The following is a 26,338-nucleotide window of genomic DNA, read 5'->3' as shown; positions in this document are numbered from 1 at the left end:
GAAAGACATAAGCGTTTAACCAGAGGTAAGCCTTGTGAAGCAATACTTACATTGATAAACTCTCAGGGTAATTATTTCCTTAATGGTGAATTAAAATTCGCTGTTGTACATAATCTATGGTACCTTAATACCATCTTAACTAACTTACCCAATTTCCCCTGACAGCGATGTGTTGGCGCATCCACTAATTCTGCTTGACTTGGGCGAAAACATGGGTAAACTTTAATAATAACTGAGTATAGAGGAAATAGGAGTATAATTGAGGATAAAGATAAGTTTCAGTGCATTATCAAAAAAGGGAGTTATGCTTCCCGGGCATCACAACTATTTGGTGCAGGCATTTATCTATAGAAATTTAAGCCGACACATCGCCCGATTTGTTCATGACCGGGGTTACCAAGATGAAAAGAGAAGGCCTGGTCTCAGTTCAAAAAACAGCCAGGGCTTTGGGATGATTGAGGAATACAACAATTAAAAATGAAAAAATCTGAAAGGCAGGAGAAGATGATAGATAAATCTGCGGTTTTTTATCCAATAACCGCATATGCTGAAAATATGGCTAAGGCCTTTATTGCAATGAAAAAGAACTATAAAAAGGCCAAAACCGACCGTGTGCGAGCAGGGATATGCAAGAGGTTTGTGTTGAAATACCTCTCGCTATTCGAACAATACTTCAAGGATATAACCTCATTAATTTATTCGATCAATGAAATTGACGAAACTCTGTTTCCAGCTTCTCCAGATGGCCCGAAATCTAATATTTTATATGATGAACTTTCCTTTTTAGTATGGCTTGAATTAGCCCAGGATTTGCGATCCATTGATAAGGTAATGTCCCAGATATTTTGGGAAAAAAAATCCTTTTTTGAAGAGGTTTCCAGATTTCCACTTAAAATATCTGACCCGGAAGAAAAAAACACGTTTGAAAATAGATGGATTATTGAACTTTCATCGTCTACTTTTACACTAAAGAAATTCTTCCCACAATGGAAAAAGAATATCAACGAATTGTTTCGGATGCGGACACAATATTTAAAATACCCGAAAAAACTGATTAATCTCGATCTCGAAAGATTTGTAAATCTTCTGAAAGAAGCAGATGCCTTACTCTTTTCGTCAAACAACTATATATACGAACAGCTGAGGGCAAGACTCGTGGCCAAGATCAAGTAAAATTTTGCCAGCATTACTTCCAGAGAAATCCCGGCCAAGAGTCATTTTAAATCCTGTCATTAAGTGGGATCAACCCTCGAAACTGGAAACTGATTCTGTCCAGACCCAGCCTGCCGTCTTATTCCCTCTTGCCCTATCTCCACTTCGCAAGCCACTCTGTCATTCTGGTAATTACCAGAATGACAGAGTGACCATTGCATATTTGGAAAGGAACAGGACGTTTGGAGCGTTTAGAGCGTTTGGAGCGGTGCTGGAAGAGAGCTGCGTTGGAAGAAAGATCACCCCCACCTTAATCCTCCCCCCTCAAGGGGGAGGAAAAGAGGGGAATGGGAGAAAGAGGAGAGACGGAGAAATGGAGAAACGGGGAAGGGGGGAGACGGAGAATAAGGGCATTTCGGATTTCGGATTTGAAAGAACAGGACGTTTGGAGCGTTTAGAGCGTTTGGAGCGGTGCTGGAAGAGAGCTGCGTTGGAAGAAAGATCACCCCCACCTTAATCCTCCCCCCTCAAGGGGGAGGAAAAGAGGGGAATGGGAGAAAGAGGAGAGACGGAGAAAGGGAGAAACGGGGAATGGGAGAATAAAGGCATTTCGGATTTCGGATTTGAAAGGACAGGACGTTGAGATCGTTTAGAGCGTTAGTAAAGGGAGATTCTTCGTCCGCCTGCGGCGGACTCAGAATGACAGAGGGGAAATGGGAGAAGCAGAGAATGGGAGAAGGGGAGAAGCAGGGAACGCGGGAGTGGAACGAATTTTAAGTGAAGAAAAATAGAGTTGGAAATTTTGAGCTATCGTTTGTAAACAACACTGCGATGGGCAATCTTCTCGACATAAATTTCTGACTTTTTTTTATTAATTTCAAATATAATTCGGTGATTACCCACACGATACGAGTAATAACCTTTAAGGCTCCCAAGCAAAGGCTTTGCTGTATAGGGGTTCTCGGCAATCTTGTCTAAGGCTTGCATTAAGTATTTAAATGATCGACGATTATGTTTGTGGATGCTATCCAAAAATTTTTCAGTACGGGGAGAAAGGATAATAACAAATTTCAACGTTTTTTGTATTTTGCCTTGTAACTGTTTAGTGTGATAAATTTACCTTTATTAATCTGTTTGCGTTCTTCTTTTAGCTCTTTAAGCAAATCAGGATAATGTGTCAGCAATTCAATTGTTTCTTTCATACTTTCATACTCGTCGACTGAAAGTACTATCAGTGGTTTATCGCTTTTAATCTTTATGGTTAAATTATCTGCACGCATAAATTTAGTATATTCTTTTAGTGAAAGATGTCAAGGGGATAATGCGGGTATCAATATGACAGAGAGAGATTCTTCGTCCGCCTGTGGCGGACTCAGAATGACAAGGGGAAAAGGAGAGACGGCGAATAAAGGCATTTCGGAATTCGGATTGTAGAGAGTAAAGGGCGATATGGTGGTGTATTAACGCATTGACATCAGGGTTTTTCATAATATAATAACCCTATGCCGTTGATCTTCAGCATTTCAGGACTGCGTGGTATTGTGGGCAGGGATTTGACCCCCCATATAATTTACCAGTATGCCGTTCTGTTCGGCAGGTATGTGAAACCGGGCAGGGTGGTGGTCGGTCGGGATGCAAGGGGGTCGGGCATAGCCTTCCGCGATGCCGTAATTCAGGGATTGATTAGTGCCGATTGCAGTGTGGTGGACTTGGGCATTGTTCCGACACCCACTGTTGTCTTTATGGTCAAGTCATTAAAGGCAAACGGCGGTATCGCGGTCACGGCGAGCCACAATCCATCAAATTGGAATGCATTGAAGTTCATCTCCGAAGAAGGCAGGTTTTTCAATGGACGGGAATTCAAGAGATTTAAGAGATTTATCGACGGAAGGGATGTCTACCAGGAGATTTCTTCTTCTGGTTTTGAAAGATCGTCTGTTGATGGAGTCGGAAAACAGATTACAAAGATCAAACATGCGCTGCGCATGGATTCAAAGGCGGGTGCGTCTTTGAGAGTCGCGGTTGATGCTGTAAACGGCGCCGGTTCAATTGCACTGCCCGAACTGCTCGAGGCTCTGGGCTGCAGAGTTTACAGATACAACTGCAGATTCAGTTCTGATTTTCCCCGGGGCCCGGAACCCACACCGGAGAACATCAAGGGATTATGCCGTTTTGTGAAAGAGAAGGGGTTGGACCTCGGTTTCGCCTGTGACCCTGATTGTGACCGACTCTCTGTTGTTGATGAACAAGGCAGGGCGGTCGGCGAAGAGAAGACATTGGTTCTGGCGACTGACTTAATATTGAGCAGGACAAAGGGGAATGTGGTGACCAATCTGTCCACCACTGCATTGATGGACTTTATCACCAAAAAGTATAATTGCCGATTGTTCCGAACCGGTGTCGGTGAGGCGAATGTCGTGGCGAAGATGTTGAAGGTGAACGGCGTGATCGGTGGAGAAGGTAATGGAGGGGTTATTTATCCTCGGATAAATCTGACACGCGACGCTCTGGTCGGCGCGGCCCTGATCATAAAATTACTGAGGCGACGTAATAAGAGGTTGTCGGAGATCATAGATCTGTATCCGAAATATTATATGATAAAGAAGAAGGTGCGGATAAACGCGGAGATCTTTGAGAGGCGGAAGAAGAAGATCATCAAAAAGTTTCCCGGCAGAATAAATACTCTTGATGGATTGAGAATCACTCGCCCTGATTACTGGTTGCATATCAGACCGTCACAGACCGAACCGCTTGTCCGAATCATCGGAGAAGGTGTTGATAAAAGACGGATCAACGGATACATTAGAGAGATAAAAGAGATTCTCAGTTAGACATTGACATTTAATGATTGTGGAATAGAATTGGGTGTGGATTTGGAAAAGACGGGAGTCGTCATTCCCGCACTGAACGCGGAGAAGACAATCGGTGCGGTGCTTGATGCTTTGCTTAAGTATGGTTTTAAAAAGGAAAATATCATCGTGATTGACGACGGTTCGACTGATCAGACTTCAGAGGTTGTCGCGGGATTCGGTGTGGCGTTGCTCAAGAATGAAAAAAATCTCGGTAAGGGAGCGGCATTGAAACGTGGTTTTGAAAAAGCCAGATTGATGCGTTTGCAGGGTGTTTTCACGCTCGACGCCGACGGCCAGCATCGGGTTGAGGAGATCAATAATTTTTTGGAGCTCTGTAACGGCTATGATTTGATTATCGGTATGCGGCGCGATGTTCTTAAGATGCCTTCGTTAAGGCGGCTTGTAAATCGAATCACTTCACTGGTGATTTCGGTGCTTTCGCAAAAAAGCATACCCGATGTGCAGTGCGGCTTTCGATATATAAATTTAAGGATATTTGAAAAGGTCTTTTTGAAGACGAACAATTATCAGACAGAATCAGAGATGGTCTTTAAGGCGATAAAGAACGATTATCATATCGGTTTTATTCCGATAACGACCGTCTATAATAACGAGAGCAGTTATATTCATCCGGTGATTGATACAATCAGATTCATCAAGATGGCGGTGGGGTTGTTATGGCATTGATTTTGTTGACAAACGACGACGGATACGACGCCCTGGGCTTTCAGGCACTTTATAAAGAACTCAAAAAAGATTTTGAAGTCTTCGCCGTGGCTCCCCGTTTTCAGCAGAGCGGAGCCAGCCATTCTTTGACACTGAGGCGTCCGATACGGGTGGAGAAGATACGCGACAGGTTCTATACCATTGACGGGACACCTACTGATTGTGTTCTTCTGGCATACCATGATTTGATCAAGATGAATATCGATATGGTGGTCGCCGGAATAAACCACGGTCCGAATATGGGAAGTGATGTCTTTTATTCAGGAACCGTGGCGGCGGCGCTCCAGGGTGCGACATTGGGGATCAATTCGATCGCGATTTCCCTGTCGTCCCGTGAATATAATAATTTTTCATCGGCGGTTAAGTATTCCCGAAATTTAATAAAACGATTGCTCGAGATAAAGATCCGCCGATTGGTGCTCAATGTGAATATCCCCGAGGGAAGGTTGAAGGGTGAGAAGATAACCAAGATGGGTAAGAGAATCTACCGGGATAAGGTAATCAGAAACAGTGAAAAGGAGAACGTTATGTATAGTGTGATCAACGGCACTCTCTCTTACAAGATCGCCGCTGATACGGATTTTAAGGCGGTTAAAGAACATTATGTATCGATAACCCCTCTGAAATTGGATTTGACCGATTATGAAGGGATGGAAGAACTTCAACAATTTTTAGTGAAATAGGCTTGACAGCAGTATCCTGTCCTGGGGTCTGTTCAGACTCCGTCGCCGAGATGAGATATCAGGTCTTGACTTACCGATAAAAATATATATAATAGCATCTTGAAAGAAAGGAGAAGGTATTATGTTCTTATTTCTGTTTCAGCAGACGTGTGAGCAGAGCGGTCAGCAGCAGAGTAATCCATTGATGAGTTTTCTGCCTCTGATACTTATCTTTGTCGTATTCTATTTCCTCTTGATCCTGCCTCAGCAGAAGAAGCAGAAACAGCATCGTAAATTGCTGGAGGCACTGAAGAAAGATGATCGTGTGGTTACATCTTCAGGGATATACGGAACAATCGCCAACGTCAAAGAGCGAACCGTCATGCTGGTTATCGCCGATGGTGTAAAGATCGAGATTGAAAAGGGACACATTGTAAATGTTTTGAATAAAGCAAGAGATATGTCCCAGGAGAGCAAATAGGTTAAAAGCCGAAGTAAAGTATTGATTTATTTGCTCGAGATTTAAATAAAGAGGTGTATTGAATTTAAAGATACTGAAATATCCAGATCCAATATTAAGAAAAACGGCTGAGCCGGTTAAGGCTATTTCTAAAGAGGTTTTTGAATTGGTCGATAATATGATTGAAACCATGCTCAAGGAAGAGGGCGTAGGCCTTGCAGCTACTCAAGTAGGGTCGTTGTTAAGGATTTTCACACTCAACACGACTCCCCATGAGGAACAAGCCAAGCCGGTCGCGTTCATAAATCCTGTAATTCTCAAACAGGAAGGTGAAGTGGTGGAGGAAGAAGGCTGTCTGAGTTTTCCTGAGTTGTATTTGAAGATCAAGAGGTCGGAATGGGTACAGCTGCAGGCGAAGAATTTATATAATGAAGATCTGGTATACGAGACAAGCGGATTACTGGCAAGGGCCGTTCAACATGAAATCGACCATTTAAACGGTGTGCTCATCATCGACCATCCGGCTGAGGTGGATGAAGAGAAGGTGAAGGCATATCTTGCGAAATTGAAAGAAACCGGTGATGGAGTATAGATGATTATTGTATTTTTCGGTTCGGGTGATTTCACTTTTCCGATAGTCAAGAGAATCAAGGAAGAATTCACCCTGGCAGGGGTTGTCGTCACAAAACCGAAGCCCCGCGGCAGGGGGTTGAAGATCCGACTGCCTGAGGTCGCCCGATGGGCGGAAGAACAGGGGATCGAGGTGTTTACTCCCGACGACCCCAATGACAAGGAGTTTATCAACACCCTTACCAAACTTAATCCTGATATTTTTGTGCTCTCTTCTTACGGTCATCTTTTAAAGAATGAATTACTTGAGGTTCCCCGTTTGGGAGGAATAAATATTCACCCGTCGCTTCTGCCTAAATATCGGGGCGCCGCGCCGATACAGAGGGCGCTTATGGCCGGTGAGAAGAAGACAGGGATAACAGTGATCTTTATGGATGAGAAGATCGACCACGGTGATATAATTTTTCAGAGAGAATTAAGTATAAAAGAGGATGAGGACTACGGTTCCCTTTCATCACGTCTCTCATACCTTGCTGCTGACATTATCGGTGATGTTTTAAGGGCCGTTGAAGCGGGTGATTACAAAAGAGTTAAGCAGAACCCGCAGGAAAAGAGTTATGCAGGAAAAATAAAAAAGGAAGAGACAATGATTGACTGGCATAACAGCACAGAGAAAATTTATAATCTCGTCCGGGCGCTGTCACCACAGCCCGGCGCAAGGACAGTTTTCCGTAATAAAGAACTGAAGATAATGGCTGTTGAACCGACAGACCGGAAATTGAGTCCTGGAATTTGTCATATCGAAAACAAGAGTATCTATGTCGGCACAGGAGACGGGTCGGTTATTTTGAGGAAGGTGAAACCTGAGAACAGAAGGATGATATCGGGTTTGGATTTTATAAACGGTTTTCGTATAAAAGAAGGAGAGGTGATTGGATGAATGCTCGAATGGCTGCCCTTACTGCATTATGCGAGGTTGATGAGGGTGTGAACCTCAAAGATGCGCTTGGTAAGATTTTTGAGGAGGACAAATTAACAGAAGACGACAGGTCTCTGGCGAATGAACTTGCGTTCGGTACATTAAGGCACCGCGAAGAGATCGATCAAATAATAAGGGAGACCTATAACGGTGATTTTGTTTCCCTCGATTTGATTCTGAAGAATGTTCTGCGGATCGCCGTGTATCAGTATCTGTTTCTGGATCGGATTCCCATCTATGCGATCGTGAATGAAGCGGTTAATTTCGGCAGGACTTTCAAAGAACGGGGTTTGATCAATGCCGTGCTCAGAGGTATAATTAGAAACAAAAAAGTTCAGGCGTTGAGGATACCCAGGGCATGGGTTTTCAAACAGATAATCGACGCTTATCCGGTCGACGGCGAGCGCATAATAGAGTCGTTTAAGATCAGGCCCACTCCGTATATCCGGATAAATCTTCTCAAGAACAGCATTGAAGACGCCGAGGTGAAGTTAAAAGCCGGCGGCTTTGAATACAAAGACGCTAACTGGTTTCCTGAGTTCAAATCAGTCAACCGTCTCGGAACCATTATAAACAGTTCGATAATGAAAGAAGGGTTCGTCTCAATCCATGATGAGGCTCAGGGATTGATCTGTCATCTTGTCGCACCCAAAGCCGGAGATAAGATCGTCGACCTCTGTTCTGCACCGGGAAGCAAGACCACTTATATGGCGGAGTTGATGGGGAATAAGGGAATGATCATCGCCGTTGAGGTGAGTGAAACCCGTCTGAAGATGGTTATCGAAAACGCCTTAAGATTGGGGTTGACCATAATACGGCCCGTACTTGCCGATGGAAGGAACTATTCCATCGAAGGAATGGATAAGGTTCTGGTTGACGCCCCCTGTAGTAATTCAGGGGTGGTTGCAAAGAGGCCCGAGGTGAGAGAGCGGGTGAATATTAAAGTGATCAAACGTCTTTCCAAGCTCCAGTATGATCTTCTTGATAATGCGGCGAAGTTTTTAAAGGTCGGCGGTGCCCTGATATATTCCACCTGCAGTATTTTACCCCAGGAGAACGAAGAGGTGGTTTCGCTCTTCTTAAAGACTCACAAGAATTTTATCTTAGAACCCGCCAGGGATTTTACTCCGATAGGCGACGAATTCCTCAAGGTACTTCCAGGTGAATACTACACCGACGGGATCTTCGCTGCAAGATTAAAGAAGGTGGATGAGATAAAATAGCACATAAAAATGGAATATCCATTGTAAATATCATCCATTAAATTTAATCCAATTTATAGATAATTGAGCACTTTCTATTAATTTTTGACGACAAACAGGTAAAATACAAGTACCTGATCTTCTCCCACTAAAAAACCCCTGAAATATCAGGACTTATTTTTGCAATTGGGTAATTTTAGTACTTGACAAATCCCGAATTATGTATAAAATGGTAGAAAATGGGGAAAAATGGGGAATATTAGGTTCAGAGGCTTTTTTAAGCATGTCCTTGATGAGCGGAAACGCTTGGCGATTCCGAGTCAGTTTCGGAGTGTGTTGAAGCACGAATCCGAAGGCAAAGTGATTCTCACTCCGGGATATGACCGGGAGATTTCTGTTTATGCATTAAGGACGTGGGAGAAGATCGAGGAGACCGAACTGCTTACGCTTTCAATGGATCGTCTGCAGTCGCGGCGTTATCGACGCCATTTCAGTTTCGGTATCAAAGAAGACCACCTCGACGCCCAGGGAAGGATATTGATCCCCAATTTCCTTCTCGAGCATTCAGGGATTCAAAAAGATGTGGTCATTGTCGGAGAGATAGATTATTTTACACTCTGGTCACCTGAGAACTATGAGAAGTTCAGCAAAGAGATTGAGAAATTTTATCTTGAGGATGCTGAGAGCATCGAAAATTTAAGAAGGAGGATAGATGAAGGTACAGGCCATTGAGGCAATTAAAGATAAAAAGGTTTCATTCTTCTTGCCGAGCGGCGAGATAGATGAGAAGCAGTTTGAAGTGATGGATAAGAAATTCAAAAGTATGATTGAAGCGGGTGAGTTCAACATCATTATCGATCTTTCGCGCGTCAATCATATAAACTACAAGATCGTCGGACAGCTTATCGACTATCAGAAAAAATTCAAAGAACTCGGCGGTGACATTAAACTTGTAAATGTCTCACCGTATCTCTACGATATTTTAAGACTGTACGGTTTTTATCCCTTTGAGATTTTTCCGTCCAAGAGAGCCGCATTAAAGAGTTTCATGTAGTTAAACGGGATGAACATAAGGCTGCTTCATTATGCTTTTCCATCAACCGGTTCTTTTGAAAGAGGTGATTAGATTTATGAAACTTGAAACAGACAGAGGCGTTTATTGTGACTGCACGATCGGCGGTGGAGGTCATCTGGTGGAGATGTTGAAGCTTACAAAGCGGGCGAAGTTCATCGGAATCGATTGGGATCCGGAGGCGATCGCTTATGTCCGGGAAAGAATCAAACCGTTCAGGAAGAGATGCCTACTCTTTGAAGATAATTTCATAAACTTAGGTTTAATTCTAAAAGAACAGAAGATCAGCGGTTTGAACGGTGTACTCTTCGATCTCGGTGTGTCATATCATCAACTTGTTAGTCCTGAAAGGGGGTTTAGTTTTGAACGTGAAGGTGAGCTGTTGATGCGGATGTCTCCGAAGACCTCTTCTCTTCTGACGAAGATCAAGAGTGCATCGGAACAGGAGATCATCGATGTGCTTAAAAACTACGGGGATGTACGTAACTGTCGTAGAATCGGTTCGGAGATTTACAGGCATAAAAAGGTTTTGAGGACCACCTTTGATCTTCGGAAGGTGGTTGAGAAAACAACACCGAGGAGGTTTCTTAAGAAGAATTTACACCGGGTCTTTCAGGCGTTCCGCATCTGGGTTAATGATGAATTATCCAATCTTTCTCAGGCATTACAGATTGCTTTTCAAAGATTGAATCCCGGAGGCAGGATTGTTGTAATATCATACCATTCTGGTGAGGATCGCATCGTTAAAAGAACTTTCCGCGGTTTCAAGGAAGAGGGGACGATGGTGATACTCAACAAGAAAGTCATAACACCGACACAGGAAGAGATCAGAGATAATCCGCGGGCGCGCAGTGCAAAATTGAGATGCGGTGAGAGATGCGTGCGCTCTTGATCTTTTTAGCGGTGGTCATCTATCTGTTTTCTCTTGTTTATATAGAAAGTGAGCTGGTTAAACTGGAAGTGAGGAAGGAAAATTTGAAGAACCGGGTGATCGAATTGGAGAACCAGAAAAAAAATTTCGAATTTGAAATAATGAATCTCGGAAATCTCGCCAATATCGAAGCTGCAGCAAAGGAAAGAGGTTTTATCTTTCCAAAAGAGGATGACATCCTGGGAGTCGTGAAATGAAACGGGCGCGGGTGGTGCACCTTTTACTCTTTCTGGTTTCATTACTCTTCTTTTCCCATATTTTCTATATCCAGTGCATAAGATATGAATATTACGAGAAGAAGGCAAGAAATCAACATGAAAAGAAATTTATTCTCCTGGGCGCACGCGGGAATATTTATGACCGAAACGGTATTCCTCTGGCTACTTCGCAACAGTGTTTTTCAATCTTCTGCACGCCGCGCTATGTATATAAACGGGATAAGGTGATAAAAGAGGTGGCTATCATTTCCGGCCGTTCTGAGCGCGAAATCAGAAAGCTGCTCGACAAAGGAAAGTTCTTCTGGATTGACAAGAAGGTCGATTTACATACCCGGGACAGATATCTCGAGATCGATGATCCCGGCATCGGTTTCACTCACGACCTCAATCGTCAGTATAATATGCCCGAGGCGTTCGCCAGCCTGATAGGAAAAGTAGGATCGGATAATCGGGGGATAGAAGGACTGGAGTTGCAGTTGAACAGCGTGCTCAGCGGCAGATCCGGTTTCGCCATCTATCAAAAAGACCCCACGGGTGATATCTTTCCTTACCATAATTATCCTGAAAAAGACCCGCTTCCCGGTCAGGATGTTTATTTAACGATTGATTTTCAGATGCAGGCGATCCTTTATGCGAACTTGAAAGAAGCCTTGATGAAGGAAGATGCAAAATACGCGGCAGGTGTGATTATTGATCCACATACAGGAGAGATCCTCGCCCTGGTCAATGTGGGAAAAAAGAACGACAAGAGAAACCATGCAGTATGCGACGAGTTTGAACCGGGCTCGACCTTTAAATTAATTACACTGACGTATGCACTGCTTGATGGTATTAAAGAAGATTACGTTATTGATACAGAAGGTGGTAAATACAAAATTCATGGACATACGATCCATGATTACAGGAATTACGGAGTGGTGACTTTTAGGGAAGCGGTCGCCCACTCAAGCAATGTCGCCATGGTCAAGATTTCACGTAACTTCGACAGAAAAGAATTTTTCCTCTTGATGAGGGATTTCGGTTTAGGTCAGGTGACCGGTATTGAATTGCCCGGAGAAGCCAAGGGTAAAGTACCGGCGGCGGACAAGATTAATGATGTGGAATTCGCCACACTTGTTTTCGGCCAGGGCCTTACCGTGAATCTTCTTCAACTCGCCTTTGCCTATCAGACGATCGCCAATGAAGGTGTTTTGAATAAACCCATTCTGGTGAGTGAAATCAAAGATAAGAAAAGAACGGTGTATCGGTCCAAACCTCTCAGGGTGAGACGGGTTGTGGATAAAGAACTTGCGGCGCGTATTACCGACATCCTCTGCAGTGTCGTCGAAGAGGGCAGTGGAACCGGCGCAGCCATCGATGGAGTCCGGGTTGCAGGAAAGACCGGTACCGCACAGAAGGTTGTCAATAATCGATATTCAAATTCATCGGTAATCACTACCTTCATCGGTTATTTCCCGGCGGATGATCCTGATTATCTCATTGCCGTGATGCTCGATGAACCGAAAAAGGGTCTGTGGGCGAGTACGATCGCGGCGCCTGTTTTCAGAAAAATCGCTCAGAGTATCTATCAGATAAATTCTCACCAATATGCAGCTAAGTAGGTTGGTTTCTGTGATCGGAGGTGAAGAGCACAATATGAAAGATACAGATGTTCTGTCACTGGAGTTCGATTCAAGACGTGTTACACCGGGTTCCCTTTTCATTGCCGTCAAAGGAGAGAAATTCGACGGGCACGATTTTATCGAAGATGCAATCAAGAACGGAGCCGTGGCGCTCATCACCCAAAGGAAGCTGGCTGTGGATATTCCCCAGATCGTTGTCAAAGATTCAAGGGAGGCAATGGCGAAACTCGCTCGACGGTTCTACGGCGGTTTTGAGGCGGTGGAAAAAATCGGTATCACCGGAACAAACGGAAAGACAACGACTGCTTTTCTCATCTATTCAATCCTTGAACAGGCGGGTAAAAAACCCGGTCTGATCGGTACTGTTTATTATATGAACAGCCGGAAGAGGATCAAGGCGGAAAGGACCACGCCGGAAAGTCTTGATATCTTCAAGTTGCTTTCCGATTTTGAGAGAGACGGGGCAGAGGCGGTTGTCATGGAAGTGAGTTCGCACGCCCTCAGTCTTAAGAGGATGGAGGAGATTGATCTGGATGTCGCGGTCTTCACCAATTTATCTCAGGACCATCTTGATTTTCACCGTACAATTGAAGAATATCGTGCCGCGAAGATGCGGATATTTTCACTCCTCAAGGAGAACGGTTACGCCGTTTATAACATTGACGATCCTGCACTCAGAGAAATTGAAGAATTGCCGGTGCTCAATAAAATCGGATACGGACTGCAGAAAGAAGGGGATATTCGGGCGGTTCTGACAGAAGAGAGCATCGACGGACTACGGATGGAGATTTTTTACGGTGACAAGAAATACCCGGTGGCGAGCGGTTTGATCGGTGGATTTAATGCCTACAATATTCTCGCCGCGTTCACCGTCGGTTGTGCTTTGAAACAGGACCCTGAGATAATCATCAGGGGGATTGAAGAGTTGAAAGGTGTGAAAGGCAGGATGGAACGCGTGGTGGACAATATCTTCATCGATTATGCACATACGCCGTCAGCCGTCGGGAATGTCCTCACGGCTTTGAGAAAATACTGTCGGGGAAGACTTCTTATAGTGTTCGGCTGCGGCGGTGACCGGGATAGGGACAAACGTCCGAAGATGGGTGCTGTTGCATCGGAAAGAGCCGATTATGTCTTTGTAACATCTGATAATCCACGCAGTGAAAAACCATCCGACATCATCGACGATATATTAAAAGGTATCAAAAAAGATAATTATAAGGTCATTGAAGACCGCAAAGAAGCGATCAGATATGCACTTTCTATAAAAAAAGATGATGATGTTCTACTCGTCGCCGGTAAGGGGCATGAAGACTATCAGATCATCGGTGAGAAAAAAATTGTTTTTGACGATGCAGAGGTCATTCGGGAATGTTTAAAGAGTTTATGATTAAAGATATTTCAAAGATGATGCATGGGAAGACAGGCGACGGTTCCCTGGAGTTGATAAGGGGGGTGAGCATCAATTCAAAAGAGATCAAACCGGGTGATCTCTTTTTCGCCCTGAAGGGCGAACATACCGACGGACATCTGTTTGTGAAGGAGGCGCTGTCGAACGGCGCAAGCGCTGTGGTGGTGGAGAAGAGTCAGAAAGTTGGTGATGAGATTCTGGTTTCGGATACCCTTTTCGCACTCGGCGAACTCGCAAGAAAATATCGGAGTCTGTTCCATCCGACAACGATCGCCATTACCGGCACAAACGGGAAGACGACCACCAAAAATCTTATCAGCGCCATCTTCAAGAAAAAATATAATACTCTGGCGACGAAGAAGAATTATAACTCACTCATCGGTCTTCCTCTGACGATATTCGAACTCAGCGGCGACGAAGACTATCTGATTGTGGAGATCGGAACGAGCAACCCCGGAGAGATCAAGCGGTTGTGTGAAATCGCTCAGCCTGATTCAGGCGTTGTCACAAACATCGGACCCGGCCATTTAGAGAGTTTCGGTTCAATCAATGGAGTAAAGGAAGAGAAGTTGTCATTGGTCAAGGCGCTTCCCGAAGGCGGCTTCGCCCTGCTTGGTGAGGGGCTTGAGGATGTTAAGGGAAAAAATATTTTTAATTTCTCACTTGAAATGGCGGACGATATTTCCCTGACCGAGAAAGGTTCTTATTTCACTTACAAAAACAAGGAGTTCTTTACCAATCTTCTCGGGCTCGGAAATGTTTACAACTGTCTTTGTGCCGTCTGTTTGACTTCACATTTTAATATTGAATATGATTTTCAACGTGCCGCCCTCGCCGAAATAAAGCCTGAATCGGGAAGGATGGAACCGATCCACTGTAATGATTTGTTGATAATAAACGACACCTATAATGCCAATCCCGTATCGATGAAATCGGCGATTGATTTCACCTCTGTCGTGGAGAGAAGAAGAATATTTATACTGGGTGACATGCTGGAATTGGGCAGGGACTCCCGATTGCTGCACAAAAACATCGGCGTATATGCAAGAAAACATTGCGAACTCCTGTTGACCTTTGGAGAGCAGGCGCGGCATTACAAGGGGGTGCATTTTACTGATAAACGTAAACTGGTGCGTTATCTGGTGGACAATCTGGAAGGTGATGAACTTATTCTTGTCAAGGCTTCACGCGGTCTCCATTTTGAAGATATTGTCTTTGAATTGTTAAGGGAGTTATAGATGCTGTACTGGCTTTTATATCCGTTGAAAGACGTTTTCGGACCGTTTAGGTTGTTCGGTTATATTACATTCCGCAGTGCATATGCGGTGGTGACGGCGATTTTGATCGTGCTCCTATTCGGTAAGCGATTCATCACATTTTTGAAGAATAGATCGATCGGTCAGCGGATACGCGATGAAGTACCGGAGAGCCATAAAAGCAAAGAGGGGACTCCTTCCATGGGAGGAATCCTTATTCTTCTTTCCATTCTGATTTCGACACTTCTCTTTTGTGATTTGACCAATCCCAATATCATCATCCTTCTGACCGCGACAATCTGGTTCGGGTGTTTGGGCGCATATGACGACTATATTAAAATTTATAAGAATAAACCAAGGGGATTGTCGATACGGACAAAACTGGTCTTCCAGATTATTTACGGAATCGCATTGGGTGTCTTTTTATACTTTTTCGGGCCGGAAGGATATGCGACAAAGACCAATTTGATCTTTGTAAAGAACTATATCATAAATCTGGGTATTCTGTATCCTATTTTTGTCGCACTCGTTATCGTCGGCACTTCCAACGGCGTCAATCTGACCGACGGGCTCGACGGTCTGGCGATCGGGTTGATCGGAATCGCGGCATTGGCTTACAGTGCCCTGGCGTACGCCGCCGGCCACATGGGGATCAGCGAGTATCTGGACATCATCTTTTTGAAGAACGGCGGTGAGATAACTGTTTTCTGTGCATCAATCCTTGGTGCGAGTCTCGGATTTTTATGGTTTAATTCTCATCCGGCTCAAATCTTTATGGGTGATACCGGTGCATTGAGCATGGGCGCGATTATCGGCACGGCTGCAATTTTGATCAAACAGGAGATACTTCTTATCTTTGTGGGCGGTGTCTTTGTAATTGAAGCCGTTTCCGTATTGCTTCAGATAATATATTTCCGCCGTACCGGAGGAAAGAGATTGTTCAAGATGGCTCCTTTGCATCATCATTTTGAATTAAAAGGTTTGTGTGAACCGAAGATCGTCGTCCGATTCTGGATCGTCGGGATTATTCTGTTGATGTTCGCTCTTTCGACTTTAAAGATCAGATGATGAAGGAAGGAATATGAAAAAAAGAGTTTTGTTGCTGGGACTGGGACGAGCCAATATTTCAGTGGCTGAATACCTGCTTAAAGAGGGCGATGAACTGTTTCTCTACGAAGAGAATCTGGAAGTGGTTTCAACCGATGCGAGAAGGTTGCTGAAGACAGGTAAAATAAAGACGCATAATGAGGGTAACTTTGATTATGACCTTGTGGTTACTTCTCCTGGATTTCCTCCCAATAAAAGAATCATCAAGGAATTGACGGACAGGGGGCTGCCGGTTATCGACGAAATTGAATTTACATATCAACATTTGAACCGACCTGATGTCATTGCGGTTACCGGAACCAACGGCAAAAGTACGACCGCGGCTTTGATAAGCAATATCCTGGCTTCCGCCGGAATAAAAAACTTCCTCGGCGGCAACATTGCACCCGGGATGCCGTTTTCACGGGCTCTTTTCCTTCCGCACTTTGAACAGTATGTTCTGGAGATATCGTCTTTTCAGCTTATGCGGATAAGGGATTTCCATGCCGGTATCGGAGTCCTTACCAATATCTCGACTGATCATCTGAACTGGCACAGCAGTTTTGAAGAATATAAGCAGGCGAAATTTCGGCTCTTCAAAACGCAGAGACCTGATGATTATGCGGTTCTCAATTTCGATGATCAACTGATTAAGGAGTCGGTCACAGAGATTCGGTCGCAGATCATCTTCTTCGGCGGCGATTTGAAGGCGGATGTGTGTTTTAACGGTGATTTCCGTTATAAAGGTGAGAAATTGTTTCCGGTGAAGATTTCAGAGCTGCCGGGAAGGCATAACCTTCTTAACACCCTTGCCGCCATTGCCGTTGCGAAGATCATGGGAGTCGATAATGAAAGTATCAGAAACGGCATCACCTCATTCAAATCCCTGCCGCATCGACTGGAAGAACTCGGAGTGATAAATGGTGTGCGTTATATCAACAATTCCATGTGTACGAATGAGAGTGCGGCGATCGCTTCTTTCAATGCCGTGAAAGGTGATAAGATCGTCATTGTCGGCGGCAGGCAGAAAGGGAATAAAGGTGAAAAATATCTTGATCTGCTGGTTAAGAAAGCGAAGGCGTGTATTGTTTTAGGTGAAAATGCTTCTTGTATAGCGGATTATTTTAAAACGAAAAGATTTGATAGGTTCGCAGTCGCCGAAGATATGGATGATGCGGTTGAAAAGGCCCGCGGGTTCGCCGCGAACGGTGATATTATTCTTTTGAATCCGGGGTTCGCTTCTTTCGGCTATTTCAGAAATTTTGAAGAGAGAGGAGCAGCGTTTAAAGATGCAGCATACAGGGATTGATCGAACACTGGCGTTCTGTTTACTCTGTCTTGTCGTCTTAGGGGCGTTGTTCGTTTATTCATCATCGTATTACCGGGCGATGAGAAAGGGTGAGGACTCCACATATTATCTGCTCGGCCATTTAAAACGTCTGGCGATTGCGAGTGTCTTCTTTCTCCTCGGATTGTTCTTCCCTTATGAACTCATCAGAAAACTCATCTTTCCTCTCTTTATTCTTATGGTGTTCATTCTGTTTCTCACTCTTCTTGCCGGTCGCACTCAGTTCGGCGCCAAACGCTCCCTCGTCATATCATCATTCGGTTTGCAGGTTTCAGAGTTCGTAAGGATATGGATCATCTTCTTCCTCGCCAATTTTTTCGATTCACATCCTCAAACCGCGAATACGAGTAACGGCATGCTGACCTCGATCTTCATCTGTTTATTCATTATCGTCCTCGTCGCTGTTCAACCTTCAATCTCTATGGCGGTCATCTGTTTTCTGGTACTCATCTTCATGCTCGTTTACGGCTGCGCAAAACTCAAACTGCTCTTTCCCACAATGGCGGTGAGTCTGGTGCTGATTATTGTTTTTATCCTGGTATTTCCTCATGCCCAATATCGGATTACAAGTTTCTTGAATAACCCGACATATCAGGTGAGGCAGTCTCTTATTGCAATCGGCTCAGGAGGGCTCTGGGGTAAAGGTCCCGGCGCCGGATTGCAGAAATTTCTTTTCCTGCCGCGGATCCATAATGATTTCATCTTCGCCCATATTGCAGAAGAGTTCGGGTTTGTCGGCAGTATCGTCGTCTTTGGACTTTACTGGCAGATTTTCATGCGCGGTCTGCGGATCGCCTCTTTGGTCTCGGATGATTTTGCGAAATTGCTCGTTACCGGTTTGAATACATCAATCTTCATCATCTTTCTTGTCCACGTCGGTGTCAGTATCGGGCTTCTGCCGCCTACGGGTGTTCCTTTACCGTTCATATCTTTCGGCGGATGGTCGCTTGCAGCAAATCTTTTCGCCATGGGTATCATCCTGCAGGTTTCCAAAAAGAGGGAGTTGTGATGAGGGTGGTGATTTCGGGCATCGGTACAGGCGGCCATTACTTTCCCGCGATTGTGGTTGCCCAGGAGTTTATGAAATGTAAGGTAGATGTGATATTTCTGGCACGCAGGGGGTACTCTGAGGAAGAGGTCGCCCGAAAGTACGGTTTAAGGATTTTTTATGTTAAATCAAAACCTTTTTTCGGTAAGTCGATATTTATGAAACTTTTATCCCTGTTGTCCATTGTGTATTCCGCTATATCATTAAACAATATAACAAAACAGGTGATCGGTTTCGCGTGCGGCGGTTTTGGTTCTCTTCCGCTGCTCATCTCCTGTTTTATGAATCGATCCCCATTCTATCTTTTTGAACCCAATCGAATTCCCGGTCGGGCCACAAAACTGTTCGCACGCCGCGCCAGAAAAGTTTTTTTGGGACTTCCTCTTCTCGGACGCCGGGATGATAATATGATTCTGACCGGTATTCCGATACGGACGGAATTCAAAGAGTGTCGTCGGAAACGTCTGCCGGCGGAGAAGAAAGAAAAAAAGATACTCTTTCTCGGAGGCAGTCAGGGAGCCATGAGACTGAACAGACTCGCCCTGGAGATCCAGGATATGTTGCCGAGGGGATACACCCTTACGATAATCAGCGGAAAGCGTGATTTTGACTGGGTTGATGGAAACCGCCGCGGCAGAACCAGGGTTCTGTCTTTTACCCTGAGTCCCTGGGAAGAGATGAAGAATGCTGATGTGATTGTTTCCCGTTCAGGAGCACTCGCCGGCTATGAAATTCTTTCACTCGATATCCCCGTGATCTTTATACCGTTTCCTTATGCTGTTGACGATCATCAGTATTACAATGCAGAATATTTCGCCGAGACGGGGAATGCGGTGGTGATGCGTGAAGAAGAAATCACTGCCGAGATTCTCTTGAAGAAAATCATGGAATTGAGCAGTATCAGAAAGAAAAAGGTGACCCTTGATTTCAATGCTGAAAAGAAGATTGTGGATTTTATCTTAAAGGAGAACGGCTGATGTTCGGGAAGACAGAACATATACATTTTGTAGGAATCGGTGGAATCGGTATGAGCGGCCTGGCGATCGTCATGAAGAACTTGAAACTTAAAGTGACCGGTTCGGATATTCAACGGTCGGATATAACCAGACGACTTCAGAAGATGGGGATAAAGGTTTTTTATAAACATAGAGAAAAGAATATCGTCGGTGCCGATGTCGTGGTATTCTCCACCGCCGTGAAACAGAATAATCCCGAGCTTATCGAAGCACGCCGTCTCAATATACCGGTCATCCATCGGGGGGAATTACTGGCGGAGTTGACGCGTATGAAGATAGCTGTGTGTATATCCGGTACCCACGGCAAGACGACCACCACTTCGATAATCAGTGAGATCCTTCAGGAAGGCGGGTTATCACCGACGACCGTGGTCGGCGGAATCATAAGGGGTCAGAGTCAGGCGCGGATCGGAAAGAGCAACTATATGGTCTGTGAAGCGGACGAATCCGATAAATCGTTTTTGCGGCTCTATCCCTCTTATGCAGTGATCACCAATATCGAAGCCGAACATCTTGACCATTATTCAAATCTTGATGAATTGAAAGAACATTTCAGCTATTTTGCGAACCATGTTCCATTCTGGGGTTGCACTTTTCTCGGTGTTGATTCCATCGGCGCCGCTGAAATCAAAGATAAGATCCATCGGCGGATAATCACTTACGGGTTGAACGAACGTGCTGAACTGCGTGCCGAGAAAATACAGAAAAAAGGATTGGGTTCTTCTTTTGATGTAATATACCTGAATAAGCGGGTCGGAACCTTCATCACCAATCTGCTGGGGACGCATAATATCAGCAATACCGTTGCGGCGATCGGTATAGGTCTGGAATTGGGAATTCCGATATCCAGGATAAAAAGGGCGCTGAAGAGATTCAAAGGAGTTCAGCGGCGCAACGAATATATCGGAGAAGTGAGGGGTATAAAGATCTTTCATGACTATGGACATCATCCTACAGAGATCGCGGTGACTCTGCAGACGATCAGAGAATACTTTTCCAACCGGAGAATCATCTCGGTCTTCCAACCGCATCGTTATACCCGGACTTATTATCTCTTTAATGACTTTGCTTTTTCATTCTTCTTCGCCGATATCGTGATTGTGTCAGAGATATACGCCGCCCACGAAATTCCTATTCCCGGTGTCACCGGCGCCTCACTCGTAAAACGGATCCGCAAAGAGCAGGAAGATGTTTATTTCATCCCTGAATTTAAGGGAATAATAAAATTTTTGAAGAAGATAGTGCGGCCGGGTGATGTGATTGTCGTTCAGGGAGCGGGTGATATTAATCGGTTTGCAGTGATGCTACTCAAGGAGCTGCAGTGAATAATATATTGAAACGAATAAAAGGAATCAGAGTGCTGGATAACGAACCGCTGGAGAAACATACTTCATTCCGTATCGGCGGCGGGGCGCGCTATTTTATAAAAGTTTACTCGATAAAAGCTCTGAAAAAGGTGCTTGAATTTATTAAAAAGAGAAGGATGAGGTACTTTGTAATCGGAGCGGGAACCAATATTCTATGCAGTGATGCGGGATTCGACGGTGCGGTTATAAAATTAGAAGGGATCTTTAAGAGAATGAGAAGAAAAGATAATTTCTTTATCTGCGGCGCCGGAGTGACGATCGATAGATTCCTGACCGCGGCAGGTAAGGCGGGATACGGGGGTGCCGAATTTCTCGCCGGCATACCGGGTACAATCGGTGGGGCGGTTAAAGGGAACGCCGGTGCATTCGGCAGGTCGATCAGTGAAATCATTGAAGGGATAACGGTTATAGATACGGGATCTGATCTGGGCAGGAAGGATCTATCCAGGGAAGAACTGCGGTTTGATTATCGGCGTTCGCATATTAAGGACGACAAAATTATTCTTTTTGCAACCTTGAAGTTGAAGCGGCGTGCTTATAAATATATTCAGCGGGCGCTTTCGGCAAAGAGGAAATGGCGGCGGAGACGTCAGCCTGCAGGATATTCAGCCGGTTCGTTTTTTAAAAATCCCCGTCCTCAGTCCGCCGGTAAACTGATTGAGGAGTGCGGTTTGCTGGGGCTGAGGGTCGGCGGTGCCGAGGTCAGTAGAAAACACGGGAACTGGATTATCAACACCGGAAATGCGAAGGCGTCGGATGTTCTTAAATTGATGAGGATCATAAAACAGACGGTTCGGTTGAAAAAAGGGGTGCTTTTGAAAGAGGAGGTAAAGATATTAAGGTGATAGCGATCGCGATTATCATCACGACGGCATTGATTCTTATTGTCTATTTAACAAAACATAGAGAGTCTTATATCACTCTTGAAGAAGTCATTCCGGGGGCGCGCATTATTTCACAGGAAGAAGGAGTACTGGAATATAAAGGTGTTCAATATATTGTCGGGACGCATGATTTAAAGAAGAGAAAGTATTTGATAGAAAGATTGAATTTACTGGATCTCAAAGGTCAATCAATCGTTGACCTGAGGTTCGATACGCAGGTTATTGTCAAAAGAGGAGCAACTTCTATGAAAGAGAAGTTGAATCCTGAAAAAACACAATCAAGGAGGAGATAATGCCAAAGAAAGAAAGAATAGTTGGCGTTGATCTTGGAACGACGAAGGTTGCTGCGATCATTGCTGAGGTTGACGAGAACGAGTTGAAGGTTGTGGGAGTCGGCTCTACATCTTCGCACGGATTGAAAAGGGGGGTGATTATTAATCTGGAAAAAGCTGTAGAGTCAATAAACAGATCAATAGATGAGGCATCTCGTATGGCTGGTGTCAAAGTGGATTCCTGTTATGCCGGTATCTCGGGTTCGCATATCGAGAGTATAAACGCCCATGCGATGATCGCAACCTCGAGGGCCGGAGGAGTGATCTCGAAACGTGATATCGAACGGGTCATTGAACAGGCACAGGCGATTGCTCTACCTCTGGACAGAGAGATTATTCATGCAATACCGATTGAATATATCGTTGACAACGAGAGGGGAATCAAGGATCCGGTGGGAATGAGCGGTGTGAAACTGGAGGCAGAGGTCCATATCGTTACTGCAGCGGTGACTTCTGCACAGAATATCTACACCGCATTAGAAAAGGCAGGGCTGAAAGTGAAGGATCTTGTGCTCCAACCATTGGCTTCTTCCTATTCCGTACTCCAGCCGGATGAACTCGACCTCGGGGTTTGCCTGCTTGATATCGGAGGTGGAACGACTGATCTGGCGATCTTCTATGACGGCGCCATCAGACATACAGAGGTAATCCCTCTCGGCGGAGAATATATTACAAATGACATCGCCATCGGAATAAGGACTCCCTATAAACAGGCGGAGACGATAAAGAAGAAATATGCGACGCTTTCAATAACCCCTGAAGAGAAAAAAGATGAAATCAAGGTGCCTGGTATCGGAGGCAGGGAAGACCGTTTTATCACCAAGGAACAGCTCTATTCGATAGTCGCTCCAAGGGTGGAAGAGATTCTTATGATCACCAACAAGGCAATCAAGAAGAGCGGGTTCTCCGATGTTCTCGCCGCCGGATGCGTTATCACCGGTGGTACTGCAAGATTGAACGGTCTGGCGCAGATGGCGGAGGAGATATTCAATCTACCGGTGAAGATCGGTATTCCACGAAGAATCGGAGGACTCACAGACATCATTCTTGACCCGATATATGCAACCGGTGTGGGGTTGGTGCTTTACGGTTATGAAAAGAAGAATCAGACGCTCATTAAAAAATCCAAGGGTGTGGGTGTATTTGACGCCCTTAAAAAACGGTTTGAAGATTGGTTTACAAAATATTTTTAGTGTTCTCTAAATGGAGAACAGGGGAAAGAAAAAAGGAGGAACTTTATGTTGGAATTGGTGCAAGAGCCAAAATATATGGCTAAAATAAAGATGATCGGTGTTGGTGGAGCAGGTTGCAATACAGTCAATTATGCTCAGGGTTATGGAATCGAAGGAGTTGAATGCATTTCAGTCAATACTGACGCCCAGGTTTTGAAATTGAGTATGGCTTCTGAGAAACTTCAGATCGGTCAGAACCTGACCCAGGGATTGGGAGCAGGCGGTGACCCTGAAATCGGTCGCAAGGCAGCCGAGGAATCACGTGAACAGATCCGCGACGTCCTGAAGGATGCTGATATGGTCTTTATCACCTGCGGCGAAGGCGGTGGAACAGGAACCGGTGCTTCACCGGTGATCGCCGAAGAAGCCAAAAACAGCGGTGCCCTCGTCGTCGCGGTTGTGACCACGCCTTTTGAATATGAAGGAATATGGCGGATGACGAATGCGGAAAAAGGACTCGAGGAATTGAGAGAACATGTGGATACCCTGATCTGTATTCCCAACCAGAAACTTGTCGCCGTCTCTCCGAAAGAACAGTCAATCGTGGAGTCGTTCAAGATCGGTAATATGGTTCTGTTCAATGCAATAAAGGGTATAGCCGAGATGATTACTAAACCGGGACTCATAAATCTTGATTTCGCCGACATCAGGACCGTGATGATTGAAAAAGGCACCGCAGTGATGGGGCTCGGTATTGCCGAAGGAGAGAATCGTGCGCTTCAAGCCGCTCAATCAGCCATCAGTTCTCCATTACTTGAAGATGTTTCAATCAAGGGTGCCAAAGGGTTGCTCATCAATATCACCGGAAGTGATGATCTGACATTAGCGGAGACGAACGAAGCCGCTTCATTGATCGTTGCTGAAACAGAATGTGAGCCGAAGGTTATAACCGGGGTTGTGGTTGATAAAGATATCGGCGAAAAGGTGAAGGTGATGGTCGTGGCGACCGGAATCAAAGAAAAGGTCAAAGATGAAGCACTGGATTTCGGAACGAAGAGAGAGAATCTTGAGCTTCCGACATTCAAAAGACGGGAGGTCAAGAAAGAAGGTAAAGAACGGGTCTACAATGAAAACGATCTGGAAGTTCCGACTTTTTTGAGGAGACAGATCGACTAAGGTCTGGTTCTTTCTTTAGTTTGAGTGTCGTTTGAACATATAGAGGGTTTTTAGATACTTCAACAGAAGCGGATAGAGTATGACTTGTTCTTACGAGGAAATACATACAGCGCAGTTTACGTGCAATTTAACAGGGAGGTTCTTTTATGAACGAAGACATTAATGATTTGTTGATCATCGGTGCAGGTCCGGCGGGATTGACCGCAGCGATTTATGGAGCCCGCGCGGGCTTGAAGACCATGGTTATAGAAAGGGGATTACCTGGAGGAAATGCGGCAAGCACCGATGTGATTGAGAATTATCCGGGGTTTCCCGACGGGATAAAAGGGATTGAACTGGCGGAAAAGATGAAGCAGCAGGCATTGAAATTCGGGACCGAAATTATAGGTACAGAGGTTAAATCTTTAGAGAAGACCGACGAAGCGATCTTTGTTCGAAGTGACGGCGCGGAATACAGGTCAAAGACGGTCATCATCGCTACCGGAACGATGCCCCGTAAACTGGGAGTTCCAGGTGAGGAAGAACTGCGCGGCAGAGGAATTTCTTATTGTGCGACCTGTGACGGTCCTCTTTTTAAAGGACGCAGGATTGCGATTATCGGCTGTGGTAATTCAGGTTTACAGGAGGGATTGTTCCTTCTTAATTTTGTTACACATATCACTTTTGTGGAATTTCTGCCTTACATAACGGCTGACCGCATTTTGCAAAAGCGGTTTGAGAATGAATCAAGGGTGCAGTTTTTACTCAATCACGAGCTTGTCAGTATTAATGGAAAGGAGCGGGTTGAATCTATCACCGTGAAAAATCGTGCAACCAACGAGGAAAAAATTTATGAAACAGACGGTGTATTTATGTATGTGGGGATGACACCCTTCTCGGAATTTTTAAAAGGAGTGGTTGAACTGGATAAAGCAGGATTTGTTATTACAAACGAGAAGCTGGAAACATCAGTTTCCGGCATATTCGCCGCCGGCGACATTCGTTCCAAAAAGATTCGTCAGGTTATTACGGCTTGCGGTGAAGGAGCAGTGGCGGCGATCAATGCATATCACTACCTTGAGAATTTAAAGACATAGTATCTGTTTTTTTGGAAAAAAAGAAACAGAGCCGAGAACCATTATTTTGTTGATGATTCCCGGCCCTGATCTTATTTTACGGCTTATTTATCTGAGCCAGATGATCTTCGCGGTCTTCGTCGTATTACCTGCCTTGAGTTTTATGAAGTAGACACCCTGTGACTGCGAGTTGAAATTCAATCTCAGTTCACCTGAACCATTCAGCTGACCGAAGTCTTTTTGGTCCACCAAGCGGCCGATGGCGTCATATATTTTGACCTGAACGTTCGTTTTTTGAGTAAACCCGTACTGCAGGGTGAACGGCTGTCCGTGAGAGATCACGGGATATATCTTTATGCCGTTTATCACAGCACCGCTCGGTTTCTCCTGAACGCCGGGCCAGTTCCAGTAGCGGTTGTAGGCGGTATCCGCATTAGCCTGTAAATCCGCTAAATTGTCACCACCAACAATCGCAAACGCCGCCACCGCCGAACCACCAGGCGCCAACGTAAACGGACCCGCTGAATTACACGTCGACCAATCATACGCACGATTCGACGAAGGATTCTGAATCGTACCAGCCGTAAACTTTAGCTGGATGCTGTCCTGTAATCCACTGTTCGGATACACATATAAGGCATGATCAATCAACGCCAAATTCGCCGCCGGCGTCGAACGCGGCGGATCCAGTATCGCCACCCCGACATACGGCGTCGTCTCATACATCCACGTCAGATTACG

29 protein-coding genes are annotated in these 26,338 nt (G+C 45.0%); 26 read left to right on the top strand and 3 right to left on the bottom strand.

The annotated features are described in order from the left end of the window. Positions 1–259 precede the first annotated feature (259 nt). A complete protein-coding gene (locus ENI34_09040) occupies positions 260–475 on the top strand; it encodes a hypothetical protein (GenBank protein ID HEC79265.1) in 216 nt (71 codons plus the stop codon). A gap of 2 nt (positions 476–477) precedes the next feature. Further along, positions 478–1,173, top strand: coding sequence for a hypothetical protein (locus ENI34_09035; protein ID HEC79264.1), 696 nt, complete (start codon positions 478–480; stop codon positions 1,171–1,173). 786 nt (positions 1,174–1,959) lie between these two features. Here ENI34_09035 and ENI34_09030 read toward each other — a convergent pair. Together ENI34_09030 and ENI34_09025 are read right to left on the bottom strand one after the other, a co-directional pair. Then, positions 1,960–2,214, bottom strand: coding sequence for a type II toxin-antitoxin system RelE/ParE family toxin (locus ENI34_09030; protein ID HEC79263.1), 255 nt, complete (start codon positions 2,212–2,214; stop codon positions 1,960–1,962). Positions 2,215–2,222: 8 nt separating this feature from the next. Then, positions 2,223–2,432, bottom strand: coding sequence for a hypothetical protein (locus ENI34_09025; GenBank protein ID HEC79262.1), 210 nt, complete (start codon positions 2,430–2,432; stop codon positions 2,223–2,225). 222 nt (positions 2,433–2,654) lie between these two features. Between ENI34_09025 and glmM the strand changes: the two genes are divergently transcribed. The 24 genes from glmM to trxB all read left to right on the top strand — a co-directional run bounded on the left by glmM (position 2,655) and on the right by trxB (position 25,618). Continuing rightward, positions 2,655–3,983: a phosphoglucosamine mutase gene (glmM, locus tag ENI34_09020; protein HEC79261.1), complete on the top strand. Its 1,329-nt coding sequence runs from the start codon at positions 2,655–2,657 to the stop codon at positions 3,981–3,983. Positions 3,984–3,986: 3 nt separating this feature from the next. Continuing rightward, on the top strand, positions 3,987–4,691 hold the full coding sequence (locus ENI34_09015; protein HEC79260.1) for a glycosyltransferase family 2 protein: 705 nt from the start codon (positions 3,987–3,989) through the stop codon (positions 4,689–4,691). Next, a complete protein-coding gene (gene surE, locus ENI34_09010; GenBank protein ID HEC79259.1) occupies positions 4,682–5,413 on the top strand; it encodes a 5'/3'-nucleotidase SurE in 732 nt (243 codons plus the stop codon). The genes ENI34_09015 and surE overlap by 10 nt, the downstream gene beginning before the upstream one ends. Positions 5,414–5,534: 121 nt before the next feature. Further along, positions 5,535–5,873, top strand: a complete 339-nt coding sequence (gene yajC / locus ENI34_09005) for a preprotein translocase subunit YajC (GenBank protein HEC79258.1) — start codon at positions 5,535–5,537, stop codon at positions 5,871–5,873. A gap of 58 nt (positions 5,874–5,931) precedes the next feature. After that, a complete protein-coding gene (gene def, locus ENI34_09000) occupies positions 5,932–6,444 on the top strand; it encodes a peptide deformylase (GenBank protein HEC79257.1) in 513 nt (170 codons plus the stop codon). Continuing rightward, entirely contained in the window at positions 6,445–7,362 is a 918-nt protein-coding gene (locus tag ENI34_08995) for a methionyl-tRNA formyltransferase (GenBank protein ID HEC79256.1), read from the top strand. Then, complete coding sequence (gene rsmB / locus ENI34_08990; GenBank protein ID HEC79255.1) at positions 7,359–8,624, top strand: 16S rRNA (cytosine(967)-C(5))-methyltransferase RsmB; 1,266 nt, start codon at positions 7,359–7,361, stop codon at positions 8,622–8,624. Before ENI34_08995 ends, rsmB begins: the two co-directional genes overlap by 4 nt. Positions 8,625–8,852: 228 nt before the next feature. Continuing rightward, positions 8,853–9,335: a cell division/cell wall cluster transcriptional repressor MraZ gene (locus tag ENI34_08985; GenBank protein HEC79254.1), complete on the top strand. Its 483-nt coding sequence runs from the start codon at positions 8,853–8,855 to the stop codon at positions 9,333–9,335. Next, complete coding sequence (locus ENI34_08980; protein ID HEC79253.1) at positions 9,316–9,657, top strand: anti-sigma factor antagonist; 342 nt, start codon at positions 9,316–9,318, stop codon at positions 9,655–9,657. The genes ENI34_08985 and ENI34_08980 overlap by 20 nt, the downstream gene beginning before the upstream one ends. A 31-nt stretch (positions 9,658–9,688) precedes the next feature. After that, positions 9,689–10,567 carry a 16S rRNA (cytosine(1402)-N(4))-methyltransferase RsmH gene (rsmH, locus tag ENI34_08975; GenBank protein ID HEC79252.1) on the top strand — a complete coding sequence of 293 codons (879 nt, stop codon included), beginning with the start codon at positions 9,689–9,691 and terminating at the stop codon, positions 10,565–10,567. Beyond that, positions 10,552–10,803 (top strand): hypothetical protein, encoded by a 252-nt coding sequence (locus ENI34_08970; protein ID HEC79251.1) that lies wholly within the window; start codon positions 10,552–10,554, stop codon positions 10,801–10,803. Before rsmH ends, ENI34_08970 begins: the two co-directional genes overlap by 16 nt. Beyond that, a complete protein-coding gene (locus tag ENI34_08965) occupies positions 10,800–12,425 on the top strand; it encodes a penicillin-binding protein 2 (GenBank protein HEC79250.1) in 1,626 nt (541 codons plus the stop codon). The genes ENI34_08970 and ENI34_08965 overlap by 4 nt, the downstream gene beginning before the upstream one ends. Next, entirely contained in the window at positions 12,412–13,836 is a 1,425-nt protein-coding gene (locus tag ENI34_08960; protein HEC79249.1) for a UDP-N-acetylmuramoyl-L-alanyl-D-glutamate--2,6-diaminopimelate ligase, read from the top strand. Before ENI34_08965 ends, ENI34_08960 begins: the two co-directional genes overlap by 14 nt. Then, complete coding sequence (gene murF / locus ENI34_08955; protein HEC79248.1) at positions 13,818–15,095, top strand: UDP-N-acetylmuramoyl-tripeptide--D-alanyl-D-alanine ligase; 1,278 nt, start codon at positions 13,818–13,820, stop codon at positions 15,093–15,095. The genes ENI34_08960 and murF overlap by 19 nt, the downstream gene beginning before the upstream one ends. Further along, positions 15,096–16,181 (top strand): phospho-N-acetylmuramoyl-pentapeptide-transferase, encoded by a 1,086-nt coding sequence (locus ENI34_08950; protein HEC79247.1) that lies wholly within the window; start codon positions 15,096–15,098, stop codon positions 16,179–16,181. A gap of 13 nt (positions 16,182–16,194) precedes the next feature. Beyond that, positions 16,195–17,508 (top strand): UDP-N-acetylmuramoyl-L-alanine--D-glutamate ligase, encoded by a 1,314-nt coding sequence (gene murD / locus ENI34_08945; protein ID HEC79246.1) that lies wholly within the window; start codon positions 16,195–16,197, stop codon positions 17,506–17,508. Further along, positions 17,462–18,556 (top strand): hypothetical protein, encoded by a 1,095-nt coding sequence (locus tag ENI34_08940; protein ID HEC79245.1) that lies wholly within the window; start codon positions 17,462–17,464, stop codon positions 18,554–18,556. Before murD ends, ENI34_08940 begins: the two co-directional genes overlap by 47 nt. After that, positions 18,487–19,572, top strand: a complete 1,086-nt coding sequence (locus ENI34_08935; protein ID HEC79244.1) for a UDP-N-acetylglucosamine--N-acetylmuramyl-(pentapeptide) pyrophosphoryl-undecaprenol N-acetylglucosamine transferase — start codon at positions 18,487–18,489, stop codon at positions 19,570–19,572. The genes ENI34_08940 and ENI34_08935 overlap by 70 nt, the downstream gene beginning before the upstream one ends. Then, positions 19,572–20,936, top strand: coding sequence for a UDP-N-acetylmuramate--L-alanine ligase (locus ENI34_08930; GenBank protein HEC79243.1), 1,365 nt, complete (start codon positions 19,572–19,574; stop codon positions 20,934–20,936). Before ENI34_08935 ends, ENI34_08930 begins: the two co-directional genes overlap by 1 nt. Beyond that, complete coding sequence (gene murB / locus ENI34_08925; protein HEC79242.1) at positions 20,933–21,823, top strand: UDP-N-acetylmuramate dehydrogenase; 891 nt, start codon at positions 20,933–20,935, stop codon at positions 21,821–21,823. The genes ENI34_08930 and murB overlap by 4 nt, the downstream gene beginning before the upstream one ends. Beyond that, on the top strand, positions 21,820–22,155 hold the full coding sequence (locus ENI34_08920; GenBank protein HEC79241.1) for a hypothetical protein: 336 nt from the start codon (positions 21,820–21,822) through the stop codon (positions 22,153–22,155). Before murB ends, ENI34_08920 begins: the two co-directional genes overlap by 4 nt. Further along, positions 22,155–23,387, top strand: a complete 1,233-nt coding sequence (gene ftsA, locus ENI34_08915; GenBank protein HEC79240.1) for a cell division protein FtsA — start codon at positions 22,155–22,157, stop codon at positions 23,385–23,387. Before ENI34_08920 ends, ftsA begins: the two co-directional genes overlap by 1 nt. 45 nt (positions 23,388–23,432) lie before the next feature. Next, positions 23,433–24,542 (top strand): cell division protein FtsZ, encoded by a 1,110-nt coding sequence (gene ftsZ / locus ENI34_08910; GenBank protein HEC79239.1) that lies wholly within the window; start codon positions 23,433–23,435, stop codon positions 24,540–24,542. Positions 24,543–24,688: 146 nt separating this feature from the next. Next, a complete protein-coding gene (gene trxB / locus ENI34_08905) occupies positions 24,689–25,618 on the top strand; it encodes a thioredoxin-disulfide reductase (GenBank protein ID HEC79238.1) in 930 nt (309 codons plus the stop codon). A gap of 87 nt (positions 25,619–25,705) precedes the next feature. Here the strand turns inward: trxB and ENI34_08900 are convergent. Then, positions 25,706–26,338: T9SS type A sorting domain-containing protein (locus ENI34_08900; protein HEC79237.1), on the bottom strand; the 633-nt coding region annotated here is incomplete at its 5' end.

This window comes from candidate division WOR-3 bacterium (assembly GCA_011052815.1).
In the GTDB taxonomy this organism is placed as follows: domain Bacteria; phylum Hydrothermota; class Tepidihabitantia; order SM23-42; family SM23-42; genus DRIG01.
This window is presented reverse-complemented; position numbering and strand designations above follow the sequence as displayed.